The sequence below is a fragment of the Embleya sp. NPDC059237 genome (assembly GCF_042754105.1).
In the GTDB taxonomy this organism is placed as follows: domain Bacteria; phylum Actinomycetota; class Actinomycetes; order Streptomycetales; family Streptomycetaceae; genus Embleya.
The window spans coordinates 212,470-229,397 of sequence record NZ_JBHZAE010000011.1; the positions used below are offsets into that span (position 1 = coordinate 212,470).

The 16,928-nt window shown below is 69.5% G+C and carries 15 protein-coding genes and 2 pseudogenes; 5 read left to right on the forward strand and 12 right to left on the reverse strand.

All coding sequences use genetic code 11. From position 1 onward, the window contains the following. Positions 1 to 466 precede the first annotated feature (466 nt). From ACFXKZ_RS31525 to ACFXKZ_RS31535, 3 genes are all read left to right on the forward strand, one after another. On the forward strand, positions 467 to 1,432 hold the full coding sequence (locus ACFXKZ_RS31525) for an alpha/beta hydrolase (RefSeq protein ID WP_380004777.1): 966 nt from the start codon (positions 467 to 469) through the stop codon (positions 1,430 to 1,432). A 620-nt stretch (positions 1,433 to 2,052) separates the two neighbouring features. Then, positions 2,053 to 2,571 (forward strand): TetR-like C-terminal domain-containing protein, encoded by a 519-nt coding sequence (locus tag ACFXKZ_RS31530; RefSeq protein ID WP_380005020.1) that lies wholly within the window; start codon positions 2,053 to 2,055, stop codon positions 2,569 to 2,571. A gap of 601 nt (positions 2,572 to 3,172) precedes the next feature. Further along, positions 3,173 to 3,571 (forward strand): nuclear transport factor 2 family protein, encoded by a 399-nt coding sequence (locus tag ACFXKZ_RS31535; protein ID WP_380004779.1) that lies wholly within the window; start codon positions 3,173 to 3,175, stop codon positions 3,569 to 3,571. Positions 3,572 to 4,276: 705 nt separating this feature from the next. Here ACFXKZ_RS31535 and ACFXKZ_RS31540 read toward each other — a convergent pair. The 5 genes and pseudogenes from ACFXKZ_RS31540 to ACFXKZ_RS31560 form a co-directional block, all read right to left on the reverse strand. After that, entirely contained in the window at positions 4,277 to 4,678 is a 402-nt protein-coding gene (locus ACFXKZ_RS31540) for an ATP-binding protein (RefSeq protein ID WP_380004781.1), read from the reverse strand. Positions 4,679 to 5,097: 419 nt separating this feature from the next. Next, positions 5,098 to 6,741 (reverse strand): GMC oxidoreductase, encoded by a 1,644-nt coding sequence (locus ACFXKZ_RS31545; protein ID WP_380005022.1) that lies wholly within the window; start codon positions 6,739 to 6,741, stop codon positions 5,098 to 5,100. 162 nt (positions 6,742 to 6,903) lie between these two features. Next, positions 6,904 to 7,139: pseudogene (locus ACFXKZ_RS31550) on the reverse strand (hypothetical protein); the annotation flags it as partial. Between the two features lie 443 nt (positions 7,140 to 7,582). Continuing rightward, a complete protein-coding gene (locus tag ACFXKZ_RS31555; RefSeq protein ID WP_380004783.1) occupies positions 7,583 to 8,293 on the reverse strand; it encodes a response regulator in 711 nt (236 codons plus the stop codon). Next, on the reverse strand, positions 8,290 to 9,564 hold the full coding sequence (locus ACFXKZ_RS31560) for a sensor histidine kinase (protein WP_380004785.1): 1,275 nt from the start codon (positions 9,562 to 9,564) through the stop codon (positions 8,290 to 8,292). Before ACFXKZ_RS31560 ends, ACFXKZ_RS31555 begins: the two co-directional genes overlap by 4 nt. Positions 9,565 to 9,696: 132 nt before the next feature. Here ACFXKZ_RS31560 and ACFXKZ_RS31565 point away from each other — a divergent pair, with 132 nt between their 5' ends. Together ACFXKZ_RS31565 and ACFXKZ_RS31570 are read left to right on the forward strand one after the other, a co-directional pair. Next, entirely contained in the window at positions 9,697 to 10,263 is a 567-nt protein-coding gene (locus ACFXKZ_RS31565) for a class I SAM-dependent methyltransferase (RefSeq protein WP_380004787.1), read from the forward strand. Between the two features lie 150 nt (positions 10,264 to 10,413). Further along, a pseudogene (locus ACFXKZ_RS31570) lies at positions 10,414 to 10,548 on the forward strand (IS481 family transposase); the annotation flags it as partial. A gap of 266 nt (positions 10,549 to 10,814) precedes the next feature. Here ACFXKZ_RS31570 and ACFXKZ_RS31575 read toward each other — a convergent pair. The 7 genes from ACFXKZ_RS31575 to ACFXKZ_RS31605 all read right to left on the reverse strand — a co-directional run bounded on the left by ACFXKZ_RS31575 (position 10,815) and on the right by ACFXKZ_RS31605 (position 16,809). After that, on the reverse strand, positions 10,815 to 11,237 hold the full coding sequence (locus ACFXKZ_RS31575; protein WP_380004789.1) for a 4a-hydroxytetrahydrobiopterin dehydratase: 423 nt from the start codon (positions 11,235 to 11,237) through the stop codon (positions 10,815 to 10,817). Continuing rightward, positions 11,194 to 12,081 carry a phenylalanine 4-monooxygenase gene (locus ACFXKZ_RS31580; RefSeq protein ID WP_380004791.1) on the reverse strand — a complete coding sequence of 296 codons (888 nt, stop codon included), beginning with the start codon at positions 12,079 to 12,081 and terminating at the stop codon, positions 11,194 to 11,196. The genes ACFXKZ_RS31575 and ACFXKZ_RS31580 overlap by 44 nt, the downstream gene beginning before the upstream one ends. A 328-nt stretch (positions 12,082 to 12,409) precedes the next feature. Then, the gene (locus tag ACFXKZ_RS31585; protein ID WP_380004794.1) at positions 12,410 to 12,604 is read right to left on the reverse strand and encodes a hypothetical protein; all 195 of its coding nucleotides are present in this window, start codon (positions 12,602 to 12,604) and stop codon (positions 12,410 to 12,412) included. Positions 12,605 to 12,675: 71 nt separating this feature from the next. Continuing rightward, entirely contained in the window at positions 12,676 to 13,944 is a 1,269-nt protein-coding gene (locus ACFXKZ_RS31590; protein WP_380004796.1) for a helix-turn-helix domain-containing protein, read from the reverse strand. 360 nt (positions 13,945 to 14,304) lie between these two features. Beyond that, a complete protein-coding gene (gene hisC / locus ACFXKZ_RS31595) occupies positions 14,305 to 15,405 on the reverse strand; it encodes a histidinol-phosphate transaminase (protein ID WP_380004798.1) in 1,101 nt (366 codons plus the stop codon). 229 nt (positions 15,406 to 15,634) lie between these two features. Next, a complete protein-coding gene (locus ACFXKZ_RS31600) occupies positions 15,635 to 16,120 on the reverse strand; it encodes an ABC transporter permease (protein ID WP_380004801.1) in 486 nt (161 codons plus the stop codon). Beyond that, on the reverse strand, positions 16,117 to 16,809 hold the full coding sequence (locus tag ACFXKZ_RS31605) for an ABC transporter ATP-binding protein (protein WP_380005024.1): 693 nt from the start codon (positions 16,807 to 16,809) through the stop codon (positions 16,117 to 16,119). The genes ACFXKZ_RS31600 and ACFXKZ_RS31605 overlap by 4 nt, the downstream gene beginning before the upstream one ends. Between the last annotated feature and the right edge of the window lie 119 nt (positions 16,810 to 16,928).

Sequence of the window (16,928 nt, forward strand, 5' to 3'; positions counted from 1 at the left end):
GATGCGGTGCAGCGCGACGGTGGCGGGTCCGAAGCCGCCGCCATGGTCGCGGTGGTCGGGAACCGCGGCGGACTACTAATACGAGAGAACTAGCGTTAGTGTAGGTGCCGGGCCGGAAGTGCGTGCCACGCCGTACCCCGAAACTTCGCGAACGCACACGTCTCGAGCGAGGTTGGGCCCTTCGACGCCCGGGATGATGGTGTTCACACCTGGCACACCGATGCACGACAAGACGCACGCGGGGCTCACGGGCGTGGACAGTGCGGCCTCATCCGGTGATTCTTCGCGGCTCCCGAGTTCTTCCGAGGGCTCGTCCACGGCTACGACGTGCGGCACGCGCCGTGGCTGGATCGACGCTCGAAGCACGCGGATATCCCGGCCCGAGGCGCGTACTGCCACCGACTTCCGGCGCCGTCCGACAATCGCACGTTTGATCACGGCCACAAACTGTCGAAAGGAAGCGCGGATGCGCCAGGACATCGAGTTCGACTCCGACGGCACGACGCTTCGGGGCTGGCTCTACATTCCCGACTCCGGAGCGGCTCCGCACCCCGCGGTCGTGGTGACGCACGGATTGGGCGCGGTAAAGGAGCAGTACACCGACAACATCGCCGAGCATCTGGCGAGCGCCGGCATCGCGGTGATTCTGTACGACCACCCGTCTTTCGGGGCCAGCGACGGACTGCCGCGCCAGGAGGCGGACCCGGCCGCGCAGATACAGGGATACCGAAACGCCATCACCTTCCTGCAGTCCCGGTCCGAGATCGACTCGGACCGGATCGGTGTGTTCGGTTCCAGCTTCGCCGGTGGCCATGTCCTGGTCGTCGGTGCCATCGACCGTCGGGTGAAGTGCGTGTACGCGCAGGTCCCGGTCATCAGCGGTGGGACGACCCTGTCCCGATTCGTCAACTCCGAGGCCATGCGCGAGATTCGGCGCATGTTCGACCAGGACCGCCTGGCACGCTTCCAAGGCGCGGAGCCCGGTGTCATCCCGCTGATCACCGAGGATCCGACCGCGATGGCCGCGATGGCGGACCGCGAAACCTGCGCGTGGTACCAGTCCATCGAACCCGAACGCCTCGCCACGTGGCGCAACGAGATCACCCTGCGCTCGATCGAACTGCTGTCGGGATACGAACCGGGGGACTATATCCGGCGCATCTCGCCCACGCCGCTGCTCATGGTCGTCGCACAGCACGACATTCTCACGCACAGCGACCTCGCGTTCGCGGCGTACGAACGCGCGTTGCACCCCAAGCGGCTCGCCATCCTGCCCGGTGGCCATTTCGTGGTCTACAACGAGCAGTTCGCGGAGTCGCTGAGACTCATGACGTCGTTCTTCGAGGAACACCTCGCGGCCGGACCGGCATCTGTTCCCGCGCAACGGATGGCCGAGAGCGGCAGTCACCCCCGGCAGGTTCGCACCGCCTGACGCCGGCGCCTCGGAGGAACCACGAAGGCCACACCTTGGAAGGGGCCCACCCGAGAGCGAACGTTTTCTCATGCCGCAGGAAGGGCCGGAAGCCGTACGTGGCGACCGGTATCGGGCCTCTTCCGACCTCGGTGTCCGGGTAGCCGGGACCGGGCGCCGCCCCGATCCCGCGTTCGGCCGACGCGCGAAGTCGGCCGGACGCGCGGGCCCTGCCGAAGTCGCCCGCAGTCGGGTCGCCGTGCCCCACCACTGCCGCGGACGCGTCGCGCCACGAGGCGGAGAGCAGACGTGCGATCCCCGTTTCGCCCGCGCGATCCGCCCTTTCGTCTTACCCCGGGCCGTCGACCATCCGGCCCGCCGACGATGGACCGCTTTCCGAGCGGCTAGGGTCACACGACCGAGTGGCCGGCGGCCTCGGGGGTGGCCACCGTCGAACGCGGGTATCCCGCCCGTGTTCTGCCGGCGAGACCGTTCGACCGTTGTGGGGTCCAGTGTCAGCGAATGAGTCGACGCGCACGCCCGGATCCGTGCGCCCCGGTGGACGCACGGCGCGTACCCGTGCCGAGGTATTGAGCGCTGTATTGGCGGAACTCGGTGAGCCCGACCAAGGCGGACTCACCATGGAGAACGTGGCTCGTCGCTCCGGTGTGCACGTGGCCACCATCTATCGGCGTTGGCGCACGGTCGAGGGCTTGATCGTGGATCTCCTGACGTGGATCAGTTTCAACGAGATCCCCTTCCCCGACACCGGATCACTGGAAGGAGACCTTCGGGCACTGTCGCGGTCGATCGTGGCCCTGTACCGGGACGACATCCGTTTCCGCACCATGATCGAGACCATCGTCGCCGGTGCCACCAGGGACTCGGCGGCGGAGCGTGCCTTGCACGACTTCTTCGCCGAGCGCAACGCCGGTGCCGCCGTGATCGTAGAGCGTGCGATCGCACGCGGCGAGTTGCCCCCCGAAACCGACGGCATCGAACTCATCGCCGCACTGGGGGCGCCGGTCTACTACCGGATGCTCGTCGTACGCCGATCACTCGACACCGCGCTCGCCGACCGCGCCGCGGCCGCCGCCCACGCCGCCGCCCTCGCCGGCGTCTTCGCAAGCACCGACCAGACCGGCGCCACGCGCCCCTAGGCCAGGGCGTCACCCGCACGGAGCCGAACGGCACAGTGAGGGTTGCGTGACGGATGCCCAGAACTTCGTCCGGGTTCGCGGCGGCGGGGACGACCGGCTCGACAACCGTGTGCACGACGGCGTCCATCGCCTGGAGCCCGTCCAGGCTCCTCGACGTCCTCGTGCCACGGCACGTGTTGTCCGCGCACGTGCCGTGCCCGTCGACGACCGGGCGCGACAGGCTGCCGGATCCGCACGGCAGGGAGAACGGCACCCCCGACACCGGCCCGGGCGCGATGTGTTCGGTCCGGGTGCGGGGCAGGCGTCGGGTGACGGCCGAGGTGATGTGGACACGCGATCGCGACCCACGTGCGGCACGATGCGTGGGACGCCGGGCGCGCGGGCGGTGTCGGTGAGGTGCGGGTCGATCTTCGACGGTCGCCCCGCGTCCGGTGGGGCCGACGCGGTGGGCTCACAGCGCGGCGTTCCGGCGGGAGCCGGTACTCCCCTCCCGATCGAGCGGTACATGTCGGGTGTGGGCCCGATTGTTTTGGACCAATCGATACAATAAGGTGTTCGAATACGTGCTCGCATGCGTGTGTTCGAAGAGAGAGATGTGGTCATGAGCGAAACTCGGGACGTCGTCGAGGAGTACTTCCGCCGGATCGGTGCCGGTGAGCACGAGCGGCTGCCGGAGATGTTCGCGGACGACGTCGACTGGGACGTCTACGGCGCCGAGGAGGTGCCCTGGATCGGTCGGCGGACCACCCGCGCGGATGTCGCCGCGTTCTTCCCGATCCTGACCCGCAACCTGAAGCCCGTGGACTTCGCCCTGCACCGGATCCTCGTGGACGGCGAACACGCCGTCGTCATAGGTCACATGCGGCAGACCGTGGTGCACAACGGCAACCTGTTCGACTCGCCGATCGTATTCCATCTCACCGTCGAGAACGGGTTGATCACCCGCTGCCGCACCTACGAGGACAGCCTGAACCTCGCCCGCGCGTACGGCGTCGTCTGAACCGATGGAACACGGCCCGGGGTGGGCGAACGGATCCGGAACCGGCCCACCAGACACGGCACAGGCCCGCATCAGCCCCTGGCGGGCCGGGAGTGTCGGGTACCGGGTACGGAGCCGTGCCGTCCCAGCCGGACCTCCACAACGCGCTGTCCACCCGACACCGTGGTGCCTCCGGAGGGGCAGGCGGGCGAGTTCGTCCAGTTGTTCGTGCGCGCGGGCGAAGTCGTCGAGGCGTACGTGGAGTTCGGCGAGGTACTCGTGTGCCTCGGCTCGGCCGGCGGGCGTCGCGGCGGGGTCGGCGCGGGATATGGCGCCGGCACGCGGCGCCGAACCGCCGGGACGTCGTCGGACGCCTGGTCAGCTTGTCCGTGCAGCGAACCGGAAACCAGGGGCCGCGAGTCCGTGCCCTGCTCGCAGCAGCCGAGACCACAGCGTCCGAAGGCTCCATCCGCAACTCTTGACTATTGCTCGTCGGCGTGAAGCGGGCGACACAGCAGAGCAGTGGTCGCGAGGCCCGGCACCGGCGCTCTCGCAACAAGCGTCCCGGATCGCCGTCGGACCCACGAGCAACCGGCTCGTCACCGCGCGGGCGTCCTGGTACACGCATGTCCGGCGGCGGGTTCGCGGTGCCGAACTCCACCACGAGCGCCGCGCTTCCCGCACACACATGCTTCCCTCCGGGAACCTTCGGCCGAGGCACGGGATTCAGCGTCGGATGTGGGCGTACACATGTTTACCCGAGGACTTCTCCTCGATGGTCCACCCGTCGGTGAGTCTGTCGAGGAGCAGCAGGCCGTAGCCACCGTGCGCGTTCGGGGGCCGCTGGAGCACGAGCAGGTGGCCGGCCCGGTCGCCGACTCCGATGAGAACTCCGTCGGCTGTGGGGGTAAGCGTCAGTTGTGCCTCGGCGGATGTGTGACGCAGGACGTTTCCCACCAACTCGGACACGACCTGGACCACGTCGTCGACCCGTTCGTCGGGCCAGGCCCACGCGGCGAGAGCCTCGCGAACCAGGGCCCGGGCGACGGCCAGGGTGCCGGGGGCTTTGGGCAGGGTCCAGTCGCGCGCACGGGTGTTGGGCGCGGCGTGTCGCGGATGGTCGGCCATGTCTGTCTCCGGGACGGGGGGTGCCGGATGGAGAGGGCGGCGCGGGCGACGTGCACTCCTACTCGGCGCAGGATCTCCTGCGGCCGGCAGGCCACCGGCCCGCTTGCCCGGTCCCCACACGACCTTCGGGTCGAATGACGGGACCCATCTCTGCCCCTTCTCTTGTGCCTCACACCCACCACCGCTCGCCACATGCCCCGGCCGCGGGGACGCTCCTACTGTCACCTTCAACTGACGGCGCGGAACTGCCGGGTCGGACTCAATGGTGATCACGCGCACATGATGCCGCGTGGCGGGGTGCGCCGCGATGTCGACGGCGCGGCGTGCGGTCCGGGGCCGGCCGGAGGGTCCGGACGGCCCCGGGATCGCGCTCGCACCGGGGGTGGTGAGGCTCACCGGGGCGCGCGGTCAGGGTGGTGTCACAGGTCGGTGGCGATGATCTTCTCGATGTTGCGTTCGGCGAGGGCGGTGATGGTGACGAACGGGTTGACGCTGGTGTTGCCGGGGATCAGCGCGCCGTCGATCACATACAGACCGGAATATCCGTACAGGCGGCCGTAGTTGTCGGTGGCCTTGGTCAACACCGCGCCGCCGAGCGGGTGATACGTGAGGTGGTCGCCCCAGATCTTGTAGGTGCCGAAGAGGTCGGTCCGGTAGATCGTCCCCTCCTTCGCGTTGATCTTGTCGAAGATGGTCTTGGCCATGTCGATGGACGGTTGTTTCCAGGAGGCCTGCCAGTTCAACTCGACCTTGCCCGTCGCGGCGTTCCAGGAGAACCGGGCGCGGTTCGGGTTCTTGGTGATCGACAGGTAGAACGACGCGTAGGTCTCGATGCCGGTGGGCAACGGGGCGACTTCGGCGAACGCGCCGCCGGCGTTCCAGTTGTCGATGCCGCCGGTGGGGATGGACGACTGGAGGGAACCGGTGGGATCCCACAGGTGGTTGGCCCGGCCGCACATCACGTTGCCGTTGTCGCCCCAGCCCTGGCCGATCTCGCCGTTCAGCGCGGGCAGTGCTCCGGTGGCCTTGAGCCGGACCAGCAGTTTGCTGGTGCCGACGCTGCCCGCAGCGAAGAAGACCTTGGCGGCGGTGACGGTCTTGGTGAGGGTGGTGGCACCGCCGGTGTCGGTCTGGTCGATCACCACGGTGTAGCCGCCGCCGGCTGCCGGCGTGACCGAAGTGACTTTGTGCAGCGAGGAGATGGTGACCCGACCGGTGTCCTTGATCCGGGCGAGGTAGGTCTTCTGCAGGGACTTCTTGCCGTAGTTGTTGCCGTAGAGGATCTCACCGGCCAGCGCGGACTTGGGCACGGCTCCGGCGGCCTCCTGCTTCATGTAGTCCCAGTCGTACACGGTGGGCACGAATACGAACGGGAAGCCGGAGCGCTGGGCGTGCTTGCGGCCGACCCGGGCGTACTGGTAGCAGGCGGTGGTGTCGAACCAGGCCGGGTCGATGGTGGCTACGCCCAGACCGGCGTTGGCGCGCGGGTAGTAGGTGTCGTACATCTCGTCGACGTTCACCGAGGGCAGGATGGCGCCGAAGTTCTCCCGCTTGGGGGTCACCGCCATGCCGCCGTTCACGAGCGAGCCGCCGCCGACGCCTCGGCCCTGGTAGACGGTGATGCCCGCGAACTCCTCGGCGTCCAGGATGCCGGTGTACTTGGGGATGTCCCGGTCGATGGGGTAGCCGAGGAAGTTGCTCAGCGGTTGCTTGGTCTTGGTGCGGAGCCAGAAGGAACGGGCGTCGGGGGAGGTGGTGTTGGCGAAGATCCTGCCGTCCGGGCCGGGGGTGTCCCAGGACATGCCCATCTCGATCATGTGCACGTCGACGCCCGCCTGGGCCAGACGCAGTGCGGCGACACAGCCGCCGTATCCGGTGCCGATCACCAGGGCCGGGACGTTTGCCCCGGAGGGAATCGAGGCGGCGGAGGCAGCCGCCGTCGGCCGGGCCGCGCCGGCGCGACCGGCGAGGGCCGCGACGCCGAGGATGGAACCGGTTCCAGTGATGAAAGCGCGGCGCGAGAAACCCTGGGAACTGTTTCTGTGCATGGCGGAATCGCTCATGTGACGTTCCTCACTCTGGGGGGAGTGAGAACAAGTTCTAGGCGTGATCGCGTGACAAGTCACGGCATACTCATGAGTAACATGTGGGCGATCCCGGGTACTTGCCCACGGGTCGCGCAGCGTCGTTCGGTGGTCACGCAAGCGGCTGTGCGGGCGGCCCCGGAGACGGTTGTTCGGACGGTCGGCGTCACGCGGGCGGGACAGCACGGCCCTCGCCCGGGGCACCGGCAGCGCCGTCTCACCTTCGGAGTATCGGCACTTTCAGCCTCTCGCCTCGACAAGATCCAGGACCGTCTGCCGGTTTCCACCGAGGCGTCGGGAACACGCATGTCCGGCAGGGATCCCATCAGGTCGGGATCGAAGAAACACTTCACGTCATCCCGCAACAGATCGGGCACACCGCCCTGTTGCCCCGCTCGCCACCCCGGATGCAGCCCGATTTCCCTTGACGAAACCCATAGGGGCACCCCATGCTCCTCGCCCGTTCCCGGCATGCCTCGGTGCGCTCCCCGGAGCGGTACGCACGGCCCGGCGTCGACGCCGTCGCCCGACACGTCGCCGAACGCCACCCGGCCGCCCCGACGCACCACCGGCCGCTGACGCCGCCGCTCGCTTGGGCTCATGACACGTTCGTTACCGGCAGGTCGCCAGTGGTGCCGTCCGAGGACGCGGCCAGGGAATCCACTGGCCTGTCGGCTGAGATTGCCGGCGTCCGAGACTCGGGCGCCTCGACCCGCCGTAGGTGGGTGCCCACGGCCGCTATCGGCTCCCTTCATCAGGGAAGCCAGGTATTGCTTTGCCCCACGGCGATGCGGGCAGTCGGCGCTGTGCCCATCGCTGGTCAGTCCCCGGCCCGTATCAGCCCGCTCTCGTAGGCGAAGATCACTGCGTGGATGCGGTCGCGGAGGCCGAGTTTGGTCAGGATGCGGCCGAGGTGGGTTTTGACGGTCGTCTCTCCCACGAAGAGGCGGTCGGCGATCTCGCCGTTGGCCAGTCCCCGGGCGATCAGGGCGAGGACTTCCCGTTCCCGGTCGGTGAGTGTGGCCAGGAGTTCGCGCTGGGCGGGCGCGGGCGCGGGGGCGTGCCGGACGAAGCGTTCGACCAGGCGCCGGGTGAGTGAGGGAGCCACCATGACCTCGCCCCGCAGCACCGCGCGAACGGTGACCAGGATCTCCTCGGCGGGGGCGTCCTTGACGAGGAAGCCGTTCGCGCCGGCGCGCAGAGCAGCGTAGGCGTACTCGTCGAGGTCGAAGGTGGTGACGACGAGGATCCGAGGTCCATGGGGCTGTGCGCAGAGGTGTTCGGTTGCGGCGAGCCCGTCCATGCCGGGCATGCGTACGTCCATCAGGACGAGGTCCGGCTTCAGGGCGGCCACGCCCGTGATTGCCGCGTGGCCGTCGGGGGCCTCGCCCACCACGGTGAGGTCGGGCTGGCTGTCGATGACCATGCGCAGGCCCATCCGGATCAACTCCTGGTCGTCGCAGATCAGCACTCGGGACAATGCCGGAGCAGGAGCCGGGGACGGGATCGGGGTCGGGGTCGGGTCGATCATGGGTTCGCCGTCACGGACTCGGGCTCGGTGGCGCGCAGGGTGGCGGTGACCCGGTAGCCGCCGTCGGGTGTGGGTCCGGCGTCGACGCTCCCGCCGTACAGGGCGGTGCGTTCGCGCATGCCGGTGAGCCCGTGACCGGAGAGGAGCAGCGGGGTGGGGTGCTTCGGGGCTGCTTCCCTTCCGGCTCCGGCCGAGTTCTCCACCCGGACGCGGACCAGCCGCTCGGGCCCCTCGGTACCGGTGTCGACCCGTACGTGGATCGTGGCGTCCGGCGGTGCGTGCTTGAAGACGTTGGTGAGTGCCTCCTGCACAATGCGGTACGTCTGCGCGGTGAGGTCCGCCGGAAGACCGCCACCCTCTCCACGAAGATCCAGCCGGGCGCGCGCGCCGCTTGTGTTGAGGCGCCCGACCAGCCGCCGCAGATCCGCCGAAAGGGACTCACCGGGCCCACCGTGATCCGGCCCGGGGCCTGGGCCGCCGGCCGGGGTGTCCGTGTCGGAGGTGCGCAGTACCTCCAGCAGTCGGCGCAGTTCGTCCAGTGCCTCGCGGCCGGTCGCGCTGATGACACCGAGGGTACGGTCGACGACCGTGGGGTCGGCGTGCCGCATCATCCTGCCGCCCTCCGCGCTCAGCACCATCACGCTCACACTGTGCGCGAGGACATCGTGGATCTCGCGGGCGATGCGCGCCCGTTCCTCGGCGACGGCGACCCGGGCCAGCGCGAGGCGCTCCGACTCGGCGAGCTCGGCCCGCCGCTCGAACTCGGCGATATAGGCGCGCCGGGCACGGACGTACTCGCCGAACATCCAGGCCCCGGCCAGCAGGAGCCCCACCGCGAGCGGGGTGAGCCAGGCCCCCCGGGTGCCCGGGCCCCCGTAGTCCCGCTGCCAGGCGGGAATCCACAGCACGACACAGCCGGCGGCGCAGAGCACCGTCGCCGCGGCGACCCGGCGCAGGCCGCGTACCGTGAGGGTGGCCAGGACCGCGGCCAGGGCGACGGCGCCGCGTCCCGGTTCCTGTCCCCACACGTGTCCGAGGTACTGCGCCCAGAACGCGGCTGTCACCAGGGCCGCGACGAGGACCGGCCGGCGGCGGCGCCAGAGCAGGGGCAGCACCAGGGCGACGTAGACGCCCGCCTGTACCCAGACCGGTTGCCAGCCCGGCTGCCGGTGGATCACCGGGGGCACGGCCACCAGCACGAGCAACAGGACGTCCGCGAGCCACGAATGTTCGCGCCGCAGGCGGGGCAGGGTCTCGATCAGCCGTTGCACCGCCTCACGCTATGGTCGGGGCCCGCTCACCGGCATCATCCTGGCGGGCGTCCCGGGGTCCTCCCGCAGTCGTACGGACACCGGCCGGGGATACGACGTGCGGCTACCCGGGGCGCTTCCAGCATGGCCGCCATGTCGATCACCACCGAGTTCCTCAGGCGTCCTCTCATGACCGGTGCCGTGGCGGCCAGTTCACGGCGGCTGGCGTACGCGATGACCGAGGGCATCGGCCTGGAGCGGGCCCGGCTCGTCGCCGAGCTCGGTCCCGGGACCGGGGTGTTCACCGACGCGATCCTCGCCCGACTTGCCCCCGACGCACGGCTCGTCGCGGTCGAGCTCAACCCGGTGCTCGCCGTCCGGTTGTCGGCCACCCGGCGCGACAGCCGGCTGACCGTGGTCCAGGGTTCGGCCGCCGGGCTGGCCGCCGCGGTGGGCGAACCGGTCGACGCGGTGGTCTCCGGGCTGCCGTGGACGGTCATGTCGCAGGACCGGCGCGGGCACATCCTGGATGCCGTGACCGAAGTCCTCGCGCCCGGCGGCCGGTTCACCACCTTCGCCTATGTGCACACGATCCGGACTCCGCCGGCCCGTCACTTCACCGCCGAACTGGCCCGTCGTTTCGACCGGTTGGAGCGCTCGAAGGCGGTGTGGGCGAACCTCCCGCCCGCTGTCGTGCACAGGGCCACCCGGAGGCCATGACCGCGAGCAGGCCCGCGAGAGCGAGGCCCGAGACCGGGAACCAGCGCGAGGGGGCGAGATCATTCGCGGGGACGGTGCGGAGGTTGCCGGTCCAACGCGCCGGCCGGGTTCCCTGGCAGTTCGTGCACCCGAGACGAGGAGAGCCCAACCGACGAGAAGAAGGAAACCGCCATCGCCTTCCGGGCCGGAGCGCACGCCTACTTCACGTCCTGCGGCGTCACCGTCCGACGTGTGATGACCGACAACGGGTCCTGCTACAAGTCGCACGACTGGCGCGACGCCCTTGCCGGCTGACCGGAACGCGAGCAACGGATCACCGTCACGCTGAGGTGCAACCACTTCGATCAGGTGCGGGCCCGGTTCGGCTACCGCACGCGAGAATTGGCCCGCCGGCTCCTCGGTCGTCCTCGCGCGGGTAGCCGGCACGCCCATTCCCTCGGCGATCATGGTGAAGTCGAGGTCGGGGCGGGTGGCTGCGCGGCACCGCCCCGGCGCTGTGCCGCACGGCACGGCAAGGGAAGCCGACGACCCTGCCGGGGCCGTCGTGGGCGTCAGTGCGAGCCGTGTTGCCGCGCCAGGAGCGAGATCTCGCGGGCGAGAGCGACGTCGCGAACCGTGACGCTGTTGTCCGCGTCATGGGTCTGCAGGGCCAGGGACACCTTGTCGTAGAGAAGGGTGATCACGGCGTGGTGGTTCGCGGCGTCCTCGGCCTTTGCCACGGCCTCGAGGAACGGTGTCACGGAAGGCCGCGGCAGTCGAAAGGTGCGCGTCAGCCGGCTGTGCTCGTACGTCCAGTCGGGCAAGCCGGCCACGGCCTCTGCGAGTTCGGCTTCGGTCAGGGGGTGTGGCGGCACTCTTCTCTCTCCGGATCGTCGTGTCGTGTCCCGCTGTGTGAAGCGAGGACCGCTGGGGTTGCCTACACGACGGCGATCACCCGACGGGTACGGCGAGGCGCGCGGTGGTGTCGTCGTCACAGGTGGCCCAGAAGGTGCCGACGACGTCCTCCAGGTGCTCCATCGACTCGGCGAGGAACAGAGTGTCCTGGTACTGGGTGATGTCGTAGGTCGTGGTGCCCATGGCCGCGAGGTCCAGGGGACGGATGGTCATGCCACGGAATTCGCGGGTCTCGCCGAACGACGACAGGATGCCCGCGCCGTAGGCCTTGGTTTCGCCGGCCTCGGTCATGACGCCGAACTCGAGGGTGAACCAGAAGACCTTGGACACGAACTCCAGTGCCTCGTGCGTCTCGACGCGTCGCGCGGCCTGCCCGGCGAGCCGGTAGAGGGCGGCGAACCGGTCGCTTGCGAGTGCGTTGGCGTGGCCGATCACTTCGTGGATGACGTCCGGTTCCGGGGTGTAGAGCGGCACGCTGTGGTGGCGCACGTACTGCGTGGAATGGAAGTACGAATCCGCCAGCGATCCGTAGAACTCGCGAAGTTCGACCAGTCCCGCGGCCGGGAGGTAGCGGAATCCGGTGAGCGGCTCCAAGGCGTCGCTGACTTCCTGGAGCTGGGGGATCCGGTCGGCGGGAAGCCCTAGGCGTTCGGTGCCGTGCAGGTACTCGGCTGTTGCGAACTGACGGTGAGCGCGGCCTAGTTCTTCGGATACGACACGCCAGACCTCGTGTTCTTCGTCGGTGTAGGCCACGTTGGCGATCGGTGCACCGACGGTGTGCCCCAGGGCCTGCTCGGCGATGCGGTTACGGCGCTGCCGGTAGGCGGGGTCGGCGAAGCCGGGGTGCCCGTGGGCGAGTTCGACTTCGACGCCGCCGTCAGCGCGCACGGTGACCGGCGCGAGATACTGGGCTTCTTCAAACATCGCGGCCTCCGGGTGGATGTACTGGGGGTTCCGACAGCGCCTGGCCGCGGTGCAGCGGCACGTGTTGTTCCGTTTTTGCCGGGCATCGAGTCGCGCCGCGGCACCGTGGAGTCGCAGGAGGGCCGCGAGCGGGCGGTGTCCGCCGCGCGGACGCGTCCTTGGCGCCCGTGTGGTGGAATCCATCCTTCCCCGGACCGGCAGGCAGGGGCATCAGCCGAGCGTTGCGAATCGCGCGCGGGAAATTCGACATCTGTCGCGGTCTGCCGCCATGCGGTGAGCCGGGTTCGACCCGGGGGACGGCATACCTCGCCCACCGGGCCTCCTGGGTCTACTGGACGGCGAAGGCGGGGCCGATGGCGAGGCGTTGCACGCGGGTGTTGCCCGCGATGACCTGCAAGACCTTGGCTTCGTGCATGTCGATGTGTTCGTGGTGCGCGACCTGGGCTGCAAGATGTTTGTCGGCGACGCCGCGCGCGATGAGGTGGTGGGCATTCGCCCGCGAGACACCCGCTTTGGCGTGCATCTTCGTGGGACGCCGTCGTCGGCGCTACCGCCGGTGTCGGGTGCGGTGGCCGGCAAGGTGTGCCTCGGGGCTCATGACGTGTCCGCGCCACGGTGTCGGGGCGAGGGATGCAACACCCCCGCCAATGCGCGGATTTTGACCGCGAGATGCAGGGCGAGTCGATCGTCTCCGTTTTGGAGGGAGCATCCGGTCACCGACTCGATCCTGCGCAGGCGGTGGTAGAGGGTGGCCCGGTGTACGCAGAGCGCTTCCGCGGTCCGTCGCACGTCCCCCGCGTTGTCGAGGTACGCCTCCAAAGTCTCGGCAAGCACCTGCCGGCTGTCCTCAGCGTCCAGTGCCCGCATCACCGGTAGCCGGGCCAGCGATTTAAGGTCTTCGGGTGGGATACGCAGCAACACTTCGTAGGGCCCGAGTTCCTCGCAACGGATGAAGCCGTCGCGCTCGGGCAGGACCGCGGCGGCGCGGGCGGCCAGCTGTGCGCGTTCGAACCCGTCGGCGATCGCGTCCACGCGATCCACCACGGGGCCGACGCCCACCGCCACGCCCGCAGCCTGCCCGGTCAGCGCTGCGAACCGGGCAGCGGCTGTGCGTGCAAACGCCGCCGCCCGCCCGGGAGGCGGCCCGCCCGGAGCGACCAGCACCCCCCAGGCGCAGCCTTCGTCGGCCACCGAGAGGAGGCGTTCACCGGGGACCGCGCGCAGTCCGTCGACCACGGCCGCCGCCAACGCGACGTCGCAGTCGGCGCGAGCGGTGGTCTTCCCGGATCCCGCCCGGTCACGCGTGACGACGGCGTGGACGACAACGACCTGGAACCCCATACCGGGTGCACCGAGGACCGTGTCGGCGCTCAGTTCGTCCACGGCTCGGCGATGGGCCGCCGGAGACCCGCCGACCAGGGCCCGCAGGGCATCCTCATGGCGAGGGCGCGCCACTGCCGGCCCGTGCGCGTCCTCGTACAACGCGATGCCGGCGCGTTTGGCGGCGTCGACTGCCATGTCGGCCTCCGGCTCGGACAGCCCCTCCCCCGCGTCGATGAGCCACAGGTACCCGAGCAGTTCACCGCGGCAGCGGATCGGCGCGCACCACCGCGGCAGGCACCCTGGAATGTCCAGAGCCACACGGCCCGGCCGGGTCCACGAGGCCACTCCTGCGGACACGATCCGCTCGACGACGTCCGTACGCACCTCGCGGTTCATGACGGTCGCGATCCGGACCGCGTCCTCGTCGCCGAAGTGCCGGCTCGCCGCCAGCAGCCGGAAGGACGAGTCGTCGATGACGACGGACCGGCGCAGGCGGTCGGCGAGGTTGTCGACCAGGGACTGGAGGACGTCGTTGGTCATGGAACCTCCCGGAAGCATGAGCAGGCGTGCGGACGCTCCTGCGGCAGCGACAACGGTCGATCCGTCGGAGCCCGCCGAGAGCCGCTACGGCCGGAGCCGGATCCATGAACTGTAGAACACTTCAACAATTGAAACGTCGCTCCTCACGCCCGGCCTCGCCGGCCGTTCCGGCGCACGTCACGCGGGTAGGCCCCTGCCCGAGCTCTGGCTGCCGCACAGCATTTCGGTCGTGTCGAACCCGTGGCCGCCGGGGCGCCCGCCCGGTGGCCGCCGACGCAGTTCAACGTTTCGTCGACCTACTACGAGCGCACAGACCGGGTTGGGTCTCCCTGCGGTGACTTCGGCGCGGCGGTCGATCGCTCAGAAGCCCTCGACGGCCAGGCGTGCGGTCACCTCCAGGAAGAGGTCATTGGCTTCCTTCTCGCCGATAGTGACGCGCGCGCCTTCGTCGCCGTAGGGGCGGACCGCCACACCCTCCGCAGTGCACGCGGCGGCGAAGGCCTGCGTGTGCGCTCCGAGGCGGAGCCAGACGAAGTTCGCCTGACTGTCCGGCACGGTCCAGCCCTGGGCACGCAACGCCTCGGTGACCCGGGCGCGTTCGTCGACCAGGGCGGCAACGCGTTCGAGCAATGCGGGCTCGGAGCGCAGTGAGGCGACCGCCGCGTCCTGGGCAATCCGGCTGACACCGAACGGCACGGCGACCTTGCGCAGCGCCTCGGCGACCGGCTCATGCGCGACGGCATGGCCCACCCGCAACCCGGCCAGGCCGTACGCCTTGGAAAACGTGCGCAGCACCACCACGTTCGGCCGGTCTCGGTACAGTTCGACGCCGTCGGGGATCGCCGGGTCCTGCACGAATTCTCTGTACGCCTCGTCCAGCACGACCAGCACCGAGGACGGCACCCGGTCGAGGAATTTCTCGAGTTCGGCCCGGCGGACCGCCGCGCCGGTCGGATTGTTCGGGTTGCAGACGAAGATGAGTCGGGTCCGGTCGGTGACCGCGTCGGCCATCGCGTCCAGGTCGTGGCACTCGTTCGGGAGCAGCGGGACGGTGACCGGCGTGGCACCGGCGATCCTGGTGATGATCGGGTACGCCTCGAAGGACCGCCAGGCGAAGATCACCTCGTCTCCGGGGCCCGAGGTCACCTGCACCAGCGACTGGGCCACGCCGACCGAACCGGTCCCGGTGGCCAGATGCGACTGCGGAACACCGAGCCGGTCGGCGAGTTCCGCAGTCAGCGCGGAACTCGCCATGTCCGGATACCGGTTGAGGTGCTCCGCTGCCGCGACGGCACGCTCCAGAACGCCGGGCAGGGGCGGGTACGGGTTCTCGTTGGATGAAAGCTTGTACGACGGTTTCCCCGACTCGACCCGAGCCGGCCTGCCGGGCGTGTAGGCGGGAAGCGCCGCAAGCGCGTCCTTGAGCCGAGGGCCGCCTGTGTCCGCGTTTTCGAGCGCCACGTGCGTTCTCCTGAAGGTGGTGGGTGGTCGGCGAGCCGAAGCGTCGGCCTGGCAATCGGGGCGAAACGAGCCGGCGGACAACCAACTGCCGAGTGGTGCGGCAAGTCGGTCATGACGACTCCCGAATGTGGAAGAGGGATCACAAGCGGCAGGGGCCCAAGCCGAGGGCCTGAGCGTCATGGAGAGTGACAAATTGAGCAAGTGTTTCTTTTTAAACTGTACAAATCGCCTAGTAATTCTGCGATTTCAGTCGCCGATTTGTGCAGTCTGAACAGTCGCATGGGTGACAGAGGCGCGAGGTGGGGCGGCGCTGTACAGTCCCGCCCAAGCAGTAAAAGGTTTGATTACGGCCTGCTACCAGCGACCGGGATCGTTGCCGGGAGGTCACCGGGCCGATCCGGCGCACCATGTCGACGGCGTCCTCGGGCAGCGGCACTTTGTCGCCGAACATCGAGTCGCCGGGGCCGACCGAGAGCATGTTCGTGCCCAGGCTGCGGATCTGCTCCATCAAGCGAGCCTGGCCGGCCGTGCCGATCCCGAGCATCGCGACCATCGCGGCGATTCCGATCGCGATGCCCAGACCGGACAGGATCGCGCGCATCGGCCGACCGCGCACGCCGAGCAGGCCCACCCGCACCACGTCGGCCGGTCCCAGCCGTGCGGTGTCCGGCAACGATACCGGGGTCGGCCGGATTCGCCCGTCCGTTGTCGTCATCCGGGCGCCCCCGCCGGCTGGGCGGTCGGCGCACCGCTGTCGGCGTGAATGCGGCCGTCCAGGATCTCCACCCGGCGTGGCAGCGACCGGGCGATGCCCGGGTCGTGCGTGATCACCACGATCGTGGTGCCGTCCGCGTGCAGTTCGTGCAGCAGCCGCATCACCGTCGCGCCGGAGCGCGAATCCAGCGCACCGGTCGGCTCGTCCGCCAGGACCAGTGCGGGACGGGCCACCAGGGCGCGGGCGATGGCCACCCGCTGCCGCTCGCCGCCGGACAACTCCCGCGGCACGTGGTCGAGTCGACCGCCCAGGCCCACCCGGGTCAGTGCCTCCGCCGCGCGTTCGCGCCGCTCGCGCACCGGGATCCCGTGGTAGTACAGCCCGTTGGCGACGTTGTCGACGGCGGTGAAGTGTTCGGTGAGGAAGAACTGTTGGAACACGAAGCCGATCCAGTTCGCCCGTACGCCGGAGAGTTGACGATCCGTCAAGCCGGCGATGTCGTGCCCGAGCAGGCGCACCACACCCTCGGTCGGCCGATCCAGGGTGCCCATCAGTTGCAGCATCGTCGACTTGCCGGACCCCGACGGTGCCACCACCGCGAGCAGTTCACCCGCCCCGACGGTCAGGTTCGTGCCCGAGGTCCCGCCGAGCGTGGCGGTGACCTCGCCGACCCGCACCGAGTCGGGCAACACCACCGCGTCCCCGGGATCGAAGCGGCCGGTCTGCTTGTGTCCCACGTCCTTCTGCCACTTCCCCACCGCCGCGGCGGTCGTGTCGGTGAACTTGTCGTCCACGGTGAACCCGCCGT

Excerpts from the sequence above, each read along its gene's own strand:
- ACFXKZ_RS31540 (WP_380004781.1), bottom strand. The coding sequence starts at position 4,678 with ATGGCCGACCATCCGCGACACGCCGCGCCCAACACCCGTGCGCGCGAC.
- ACFXKZ_RS31590 (WP_380004796.1), bottom strand. The coding sequence starts at position 13,944 with ATGACCAACGACGTCCTCCAGTCCCTGGTCGACAACCTCGCCGACCGC.
- ACFXKZ_RS31580 (WP_380004791.1), bottom strand. The coding sequence starts at position 12,081 with ATGTTTGAAGAAGCCCAGTATCTCGCGCCGGTCACCGTGCGCGCTGAC.
- ACFXKZ_RS31545 (WP_380005022.1), bottom strand. The coding sequence starts at position 6,741 with ATGAGCGATTCCGCCATGCACAGAAACAGTTCCCAGGGTTTCTCGCGC.
- ACFXKZ_RS31525 (WP_380004777.1), top strand. The coding sequence starts at position 467 with ATGCGCCAGGACATCGAGTTCGACTCCGACGGCACGACGCTTCGGGGC.
- ACFXKZ_RS31585 (WP_380004794.1), bottom strand. The coding sequence starts at position 12,604 with ATGCACGCCAAAGCGGGTGTCTCGCGGGCGAATGCCCACCACCTCATC.
- ACFXKZ_RS31565 (WP_380004787.1), top strand. The coding sequence starts at position 9,697 with ATGTCGATCACCACCGAGTTCCTCAGGCGTCCTCTCATGACCGGTGCC.
- ACFXKZ_RS31600 (WP_380004801.1), bottom strand. The coding sequence starts at position 16,120 with ATGACGACAACGGACGGGCGAATCCGGCCGACCCCGGTATCGTTGCCG.
- ACFXKZ_RS31555 (WP_380004783.1), bottom strand. The coding sequence starts at position 8,293 with ATGATCGACCCGACCCCGACCCCGATCCCGTCCCCGGCTCCTGCTCCG.
- ACFXKZ_RS31535 (WP_380004779.1), top strand. The coding sequence starts at position 3,173 with ATGAGCGAAACTCGGGACGTCGTCGAGGAGTACTTCCGCCGGATCGGT.
- ACFXKZ_RS31530 (WP_380005020.1), top strand. The coding sequence starts at position 2,053 with ATGGAGAACGTGGCTCGTCGCTCCGGTGTGCACGTGGCCACCATCTAT.